Source organism: Fretibacterium sp. OH1220_COT-178 (assembly GCF_003860125.1).
GTDB lineage: Bacteria > Synergistota > Synergistia > Synergistales > Aminobacteriaceae > CAJPSE01.
Genome location: NZ_RQYL01000012.1, coordinates 62,201 through 69,130, shown reverse-complemented (window position 1 = coordinate 69,130; position 6,930 = coordinate 62,201). Strand labels below are relative to the sequence as shown.

Sequence of the window (6,930 nt, the reverse complement as noted above, 5' to 3'; positions counted from 1 at the left end):
CCGACACGCCCCACGAGGCTAACGCCTCGTGGAAGGCGGTCGTCTGCTTCGTTGCACCGACACGGCTCGCTCCACTCGCCGCTCGTCTGCTTCGTTGCACCGACACGGCTCGCTCCGCTTGCCGCTCGTCTGCTTCGTCGAACGGCAACAACTGTGTTGCCGTTCGACATAAGCGACCGACACGCCCCACGAGGCTAACGCCTCGTGGAAGGCGGTCGTCTGCTTAATACCCCACCGGGACTCCCAGGCGCCGGCTGTCCGCCCCGCCGTTCATCCTTCCGTCCCGGAACAGGATGCCCTGGGCCGTGCCGAACCAGCCGCCGAAGGGGCGGGCGTCGATCGTGTGCCCCATGGCCTCGAGCGCTTCCACGACCTCGGGCGCGATCCCCTCCTCCACCGCCAGCTTGCCCGCCTTGCCGCCCGACGCCGAATTGAAGATGCGCGGCTGCTCGATGGCCTGGTCCATCGTCATGCCGAAGTCCACGACGTTCATGACGATCTGGGCGAGCGCCGTGATGATGCGGGTCGCCCCGGCGGCCCCGACGGTCATGAACGGCCTGCCCTCCGGGTCCAGGACGATCGTCGGACTCATGCTGGAGAGCGGGCGCTTGCCCGGCTCGGGGGCGTTGACGCTCTCGGGATCCTGCGAGAAGTCGTCCATCTCGTTGTTCAGCACGACGCCGTAGCCTGGGACCACCACGCCGGAGCCGAAGAAGTAGTTCACCGTATTGGTCGACGCCACGACGTTCCCCTCCGCGTCCACGACGGAGAAGGAGCTGGTGGAGATGCGCTCGCCCCCGGCCCCGCCGACCCGAAACGCCTTGGGCTTCCCCTCGAAGCGCCAGGGGTCGCCCGCCTGGACCTCCTCAGCGGCCTTCCTGGAATCGATCTTCTCGGCCAGGGCCTTCGCGTACCCCTTGTCGGCCAACCCGGCCAGGGGCACCTCCACAAACGCCGTGTCCGCCATGAACCGCTGCCGGTCGGCAAAGGCCAGCTTCGACACCTCGGCCAGGACGTGCAGGTGCTCGGCCGAATTGTGCTTCCACTCGGAGACGGGGAAGTGCTCCATGACGTTGAGGATCTGGACGATGTGGGTGCCTCCGCTGGAGGCGGGGGGCGCGGAGCAGATGGTGTAGCCCCGATAGGTGCCCGTCACCGGCTTGCGGACCTGGATCTCGTACCGTGCCAGATCGTCCGTGGTCATCGCGCCGCCGGACCGGTTCACCGCCTCCACGATCGCCTCCGCCATCGGGCCCTTGTAGAACGCGTCCGGCCCCTGCTCCGCCAGCAGGCGGAAGGTCTTGCCCAATTCGGGCTGCTTCAGCACCGTCCCCGCCTCGGGGGGCAGGCCATCGGGCAGGAAAGCGCATCCGGGGCTGTACTTCGAGAGCTTCTCGAACGCGTCCGTCACGATGTCCTTCTGCATCGGAGCGATCTCGAACCCCTCCTCGGCCAGCCGGATGGCCGGCTCGGCCACGGCCGCGAAGTCCATGGTGCCGTACTTTTCGAGCGCCGCAAAGATCCCCCGGACGGCGCCGGGGACCCCGATGGCCTTGCCGCCCAGAACGGACTCCTTCGCCTTCTTCGACTCCTCCGAGGCGTACATGTCCTTGACCGCGGAGGCGGGGGCGACCTCTCGGTAGTCCAGCACCACGACCTCGCCGGACTTGGCGAAACGGACGGTCATAAAACCGCCGCCTCCGATGCCCGAGGCATTCGGCTCCACGACGTTCAGCGCGAGCTGGGTGGCGATCGCCGCGTCCACGGCGTTGCCGCCCTTCTGCAGGATCTCCACGCCCGCCCTGGAGGCCAGTTCGTGCGCGGAGGACACCATGCCCTTCTCCGCATAGACCTCGTGGGCCGGGCCCCCCCAGGCCGCGCCGCAGCAGCAAACGGACAGAAACACGACAACAGCGAGCAGTTTCTTCACCTCAGAATCCCTCCTTCTCCTTGATGAATCGACCGGCGGACACCGACGCCATCACCGCGCCGGCTCGGCCCCAGGGTCCCGGGCCAGAAACGGCCCAACCCCGCGGTCCAGAATATCCGCATAGTCGGGAAGCCCCTCCACCCGGACGGCCTTCTCCGGCCCCAGGACGTCGCCCAGCAGGCCCATGCAGACCCGCAGCGCGGTGACGTGGCGGGCCACCCGAAGCGCGAGGGGCTGGTCCTCCGTGTAGGGGATGAAGAGCCGCCCCAGCCTCGAGGCACGTGCGTAGGCCTTGTCCCTGCCGGTCAGCACCAGGGCCTCGTCCGTCCGCCCCCTCAGGCGTCCCTGGCTGGGGTTTCCGGACTCCATGAGGATAGCCAGCGTCCCCTCCACGGCATCGCCCCACTCCCTGTGGCTCAGCCCCCGAAGGTTGACCGGCGAGGGCTCGATGCGCATGGGGATCCCCTCGAAATCCAGCTCCAGGGAGGCGGTCGCGGCCAGCTCCATCGCACGCTCGTGCGCCACCATCGCGTTGACCACGGGGTACTCGGGCGAGGCCTCGTGCAGGTCGAAGGCCAGATCGGCCTTTTCCCTGCGGATCAGCTCGAGGATCGCACGGGAGACCCGCTGGGTCAGGCCGTCGTCAAGCCGGCCGGGATAGCCGCGGTTGAGGTTGCTCCGCGAGGATCCGTCCAGCCTCTGTCCCGACGGGTGGTGGATGTAGATGTCCGGGTCCGGCCACTGGTGGATCGGGTTCGTCGCGCGGGAGCCGAACCGGAAGACGCGCGCGCCTCCCCCCTCCTGCTCCAGGCGGAACCGCTGGGGGGCGGCGTCCTGCGGCGAGTTGTGGGTGAAGGCCGAACGGTTGGCGAAGGGGACGACGATCAGCCGCCCCGCCGTCACGCGGGCACGCTCCAGGCAGAGGACAGCCGCGACGTGGGACGCCGGCTCGTTGGGATGCGTGCCGCCCAGGATCAGGACGGTACCGCCGGGCTTGGGGCCGGCCTGGACGTACACGTCGGTATCCCCCGGCGAGCCCGCAAGGGAGGGCTCCCACTCGGAGAGCCTGTGATGCTCGAACCCCGGCGCGGGAAAAACCGCGTCGTCCGCCCACATGGACATGAAGGAGCGGGCCGCCAGCGTTCCCACGAACGCGGCCGCCGCAAGCAGCAGCGCTGCCGTGAGGGCATTGCCCCTGAATCGATGTTCCATGAGCCTCCCCCCTCACTTGATCATCAGGATGCGCAACACCATGGGGATCAGGACCATGGCGGCCGTAACCTGTTTCCAGAACGATTTTTCCCGGAACATGCACCGCAGGACGAAGAGGACCATAAAGGCCAGGATCCCCCTGTAGACAAGCGTCAGCATACAATTCCCTCCCCAGCCGGAATCAAGGCAGCACTCTGGCGATATCGTTGCTCATGAGGATCACGGCGATCCCCCAGAGGGCCAGCAGGACGGACGGCGCGATGCAGCGCCTCAGCACGGCGAAGTAGTTCTCCTCCCCCGCCACCTGGGCGGCGAAGATCCCGGCGAGCGCCGTGGGGGGCATCAGGTCCCCCAGGGCGGCGACGAGGGCGAGCGCGGAGGCGACCACGACGGAGTTGTAGTTCAGCAGGGCCAGGAGGAAGGGCACCCCGAGCACCGAAGCGGACCCGAAGGACGAGACCGCCCCGAAGAGCGGCATGGAGACCGCGATGCCCAGGTAGAGCGTCCATGAGGGCAGGCTGAGCGCGGAGACCACCACGAAGCCCTGAACGCCGATCCGCGTCATGATCTGGATGAACATGCCGACGCCCATCAGGATGCCCATGACGGGCAGCGCTTCGTCCACCGCCTCCGTTACGGTGTCCGCGAAGTTCCAGCGCGCGCCCGAAAGGAAGGCCGAGGCCGAGGCCAACAGAAAGACGAGCGGCATCCCCAGAGCGACGTGCTGGGGCACGAACTGCTCGAGAGCCAGGAGCGCCACGAGCACGAGCACGGGGAGCAGAAGGCGGAGCGTCAGCGGCCTGGCCTCCATGCGCCGGAGCTGCGCCTCGAGCGCCGCGTCGTCGGAGAAGCGCCGGATGTGGGGATAGATCATCGTCAGGGCGCAGATCACGGCCAGGGGGACCGTGCAGATCAGCAGCGGCAGGGCGAACCCCACGTAGGGGATGTCCACGCCGGCGCAGATGATCATGGCGGGGATGCTGATGGGCGGGGCGATCATGCCCAGAAGCGCCCCCATGGCAACGACGGCCGCGGTCCCCACCCTGGAGAGCCCCAGGGTCATCAGCACGGGGGAGACCAAGGCTCCCGTGGTCAGCACGGCGGCCGTCGAAGAGCCGGTGATCGCCCCGGGCGCCATGATGATCGCCATGATCCCCAGGCTGAGCGGCACGGGAAAGCGGCGAAAGCGCCGGATGACCCAGGCGGACAGCGAGTCCAGGAGCCCCGTGCGCTGGAGCACCTTCATGAAGATCATCGCGGTGCAGATCACCATGATGGTGTTGACGTAGCCGAACGCCCCCTCCACCAGATGGCGGAGGGGGAAATCGACCCCTCCGGCCAGGGCGCCGACGATCGCCGCGGCGGCCATCGCGACGGCGATGGGCAGCTTGCAGGCGAAGGCCCCGAAGGCGAACGTCCCGATCATGAGGAGGGTGTAGAAACCCTCCGGCCAGAACCAGTTCATGGCCGGCCCATCAAAGAACGCCCCACTCCGACAGGACGGTCTTGATCGGCGCGTCCGTTCCCTTGACGTTGGGCGCGGAGAGGATCGGCGTCTTGCGGGGCTCGGCAAGACGCGTGAAGATGCCGTCCCCGTCTCCGCCGTCCACGACGATCAGGGAGTCCGCAAAGCCGGCGACGGCCTCGATGAACAGGTCGGAGAGCGTGCCTCGGCGCCCCTCGCCCCCGACGTGCATCACCAGAATTTTTCGGCCGTCCGCACGGGCCTTTTCCAGGAGGGCCCCGGCCCGGGCGACCTCATCGTCCTTGTCGATCCCGGCGGCGCCCAGTCCCTTGGAACTGCCGCCCACGACGACCACCAGCACCTTTCCCTCCCCGAGCTCCTCCGCCTTCATCAGGGGACGATAATCGGACTCGATGCCCAGCCGCTTCATGACCACCCGAACCATCATGGCGTCCGGGCTCTGCCCCACCGACGTGAGAGCCACATCCGCAGCCGCGGCGGACCCCGCCGCCGCCAGCACCGCCGCAACCGCCAAAAGCAAAAGCACCTTCATCTTCCTCATCTGAATCGCGTACCTCCCTATCTCAGTATCCTCCCGCAGTGCGGGAGACGGATCTTATTGCTGAAGGGCGGGCGCCGGACACGCCTCCCGCCCGTTTCGGGAAAAGAGCTCCCCGGCGTCGAACTTCAGCAGCACCGTGTCCAGCGTGGTCTCCGACAGATACTTCAGGAAGTGCCGCGCCGACTCCTCCAGCACGGTGTCGAAGATGCAGCGCCGGAAGGGACACTGCGCGCAGCACGAACAGAGCGCCGCCGACGGGTCGGGAATCCCCTCGATCGCCTTGTAGACCGCCATAAGCGATATGTCGGCAGGGGCCAGCTTCAGCTCGAACCCGCCCCCCACGCCGCGGACGGAACGCACCAGCCCCGCGCGCGCCAGCCGCTGAAAGACCTTCGTCAGATGCGCCTCGGAGACGCCCAAGGCCTGCGCCATATCCCTGGCGCTGAGACGACGGCCCGACGCCGCCAAAAGCCCCATACCGTGTACGCCCAGGGAAACGGCCTCCGATATGGCGATAACGCTGCCCAACACAGAAACTCCTCCAATCGAAGCCAATCGCTCGAAACCGATCGGGACCGACGCCATTTTCATTATTTAGGAGTCGGTTTACCACTCTTTTGAGATATGATAGCACAGAAAAGAACGGAAGCCCCGTTTCCGTCCCAAACGGAGCCGGCCCGGACGGACCCGCTTCACGTTTTGCGCCGCGCCCTTTCTGAATCGGCGCTTCTTTAGGCTATAATGTAAGCCGACGGAAACGAGGAGGAAATCGCATGGCAAAACCTATAGAAGCCGATGTCGTTTTATCCTGCAGCGAGCACCTGCCGGCGGTGGACGTCTGGCTGGTGGTCGACGTGCTTCGAGCGACGACCGTCATCGTTCGTTGGTTCGAGCTCGGAGGCGAGGAGCTCTATCCCGTGGACTCGGTCGAGTCCGCACGGCGGCTGGCCCAGGCTCTGGCGCAGGAGGGGTGTCCCCCCCTCCTGATGGGGGAGGAGAACGCCATAGCCCCCAGGGGCTTCGATCTGGGCAACTCCCCCACCGATCTGACCCGAGAGCTCGTCGTCTCGCGGCCGTGCGCCGTCATGGCGACCACCAACGGAACCAAGGCCCTCCTGAAGGCGGCCGCGACGGGGGTCCCCGTCCTGGTCGCCTGTGCCCGCAACGCCCTCTCGGTGCTCGACTGCGCCCTGTCGAGGGGATCGCGGATCGGTATCCTCTGCTCCGGGCGCAAGGGGCGTCCCGCTTGGGACGACACCCTCTGCGCGGGGCTCCTGCTGGCGGACCTCGAACGGCGGCAGCCCGGCCTGAGGCTCGCGGACGGCGCCCGCCTGGCGCTTTTGGCGTGGCAGTCCTCCTCCGACCTTCACGCGTCTCTCGAGAGCGCGGACCATGCCGTCTTCCTGAACAAGATCGGCTACGGGGCGGACATCGCCTTCGCCTGCCGCCAGGACGCCACGGACGTCGTGCCGGAACTGCACGAGCTGCCGGATGAGGACGGGATGCGGGCCGTTCTGCGCCGCGTTCCTGCAGACGCCATCCCCCCGGGGGCCCGCCCGCCCCTTCCCAGAACGGCCCGTGTGCCCGCCGCCCCTCAGGGGGACCGGACGGCACCGACGGGGGCGGACCGTTTCGCCCCCCTTCTCCAGTACGCCCGAAGCGACGCGGACCACGTCTTTCTGGGCGGAGGCCGACACAGGAAAGGCAAGTGACGACGGGCACCTTCTCTCCCCCGCCGCAGATGAAGACCTTCGCCGGACT

Annotated in this window: 7 protein-coding genes; 1 reads left to right on the top strand and 6 read right to left on the bottom strand. The window is 67.6% G+C overall.

What is annotated here, in order from left to right:
- Positions 1–223: 223 nt before the first annotated feature.
- Genes ggt through EII26_RS06475 form a run of 6 tightly spaced genes read right to left on the bottom strand, consistent with a single transcriptional unit; the run spans position 224 to position 5,700 of the window.
- Positions 224–1,930 carry a gamma-glutamyltransferase gene (gene ggt / locus EII26_RS06495; RefSeq protein ID WP_233572639.1) on the bottom strand — a complete coding sequence of 569 codons (1,707 nt, stop codon included), beginning with the start codon at positions 1,928–1,930 and terminating at the stop codon, positions 224–226.
- Between the two features lie 51 nt (positions 1,931–1,981).
- Positions 1,982–3,142, bottom strand: a complete 1,161-nt coding sequence (locus EII26_RS06490; protein ID WP_124888335.1) for a succinylglutamate desuccinylase/aspartoacylase domain-containing protein — start codon at positions 3,140–3,142, stop codon at positions 1,982–1,984.
- Between the two features lie 12 nt (positions 3,143–3,154).
- Complete coding sequence (locus EII26_RS13115) at positions 3,155–3,301, bottom strand: hypothetical protein (RefSeq protein ID WP_158612187.1); 147 nt, start codon at positions 3,299–3,301, stop codon at positions 3,155–3,157.
- Between the two features lie 22 nt (positions 3,302–3,323).
- Positions 3,324–4,607 carry a TRAP transporter large permease subunit gene (locus tag EII26_RS06485; RefSeq protein WP_124888334.1) on the bottom strand — a complete coding sequence of 428 codons (1,284 nt, stop codon included), beginning with the start codon at positions 4,605–4,607 and terminating at the stop codon, positions 3,324–3,326.
- 10 nt (positions 4,608–4,617) lie between these two features.
- Positions 4,618–5,169 (bottom strand): DUF6305 family protein, encoded by a 552-nt coding sequence (locus EII26_RS06480; RefSeq protein WP_124888333.1) that lies wholly within the window; start codon positions 5,167–5,169, stop codon positions 4,618–4,620.
- 54 nt (positions 5,170–5,223) lie between these two features.
- A complete protein-coding gene (locus EII26_RS06475) occupies positions 5,224–5,700 on the bottom strand; it encodes an RrF2 family transcriptional regulator (RefSeq protein WP_233572638.1) in 477 nt (158 codons plus the stop codon).
- Positions 5,701–5,942: 242 nt separating this feature from the next.
- Here EII26_RS06475 and EII26_RS06470 point away from each other — a divergent pair, with 242 nt between their 5' ends.
- Positions 5,943–6,881 (top strand): 2-phosphosulfolactate phosphatase, encoded by a 939-nt coding sequence (locus EII26_RS06470; RefSeq protein WP_124888332.1) that lies wholly within the window; start codon positions 5,943–5,945, stop codon positions 6,879–6,881.
- The last annotated feature ends 49 nt before the right edge of the window (positions 6,882–6,930 follow it).

What these genes read in the sequence shown, in the direction of transcription:
- EII26_RS13115 (WP_158612187.1), bottom strand. Translation starts at nt 3,301, where the DNA reads ATGCTGACGCTTGTCTACAGGGGGATCCTGGCCTTTATGGTCCTCTTC.
- EII26_RS06470 (WP_124888332.1), top strand. Translation starts at nt 5,943, where the DNA reads ATGGCAAAACCTATAGAAGCCGATGTCGTTTTATCCTGCAGCGAGCAC.
- EII26_RS06490 (WP_124888335.1), bottom strand. Translation starts at nt 3,142, where the DNA reads ATGGAACATCGATTCAGGGGCAATGCCCTCACGGCAGCGCTGCTGCTT.
- EII26_RS06485 (WP_124888334.1), bottom strand. Translation starts at nt 4,607, where the DNA reads ATGAACTGGTTCTGGCCGGAGGGTTTCTACACCCTCCTCATGATCGGG.
- EII26_RS06480 (WP_124888333.1), bottom strand. Translation starts at nt 5,169, where the DNA reads ATGAGGAAGATGAAGGTGCTTTTGCTTTTGGCGGTTGCGGCGGTGCTG.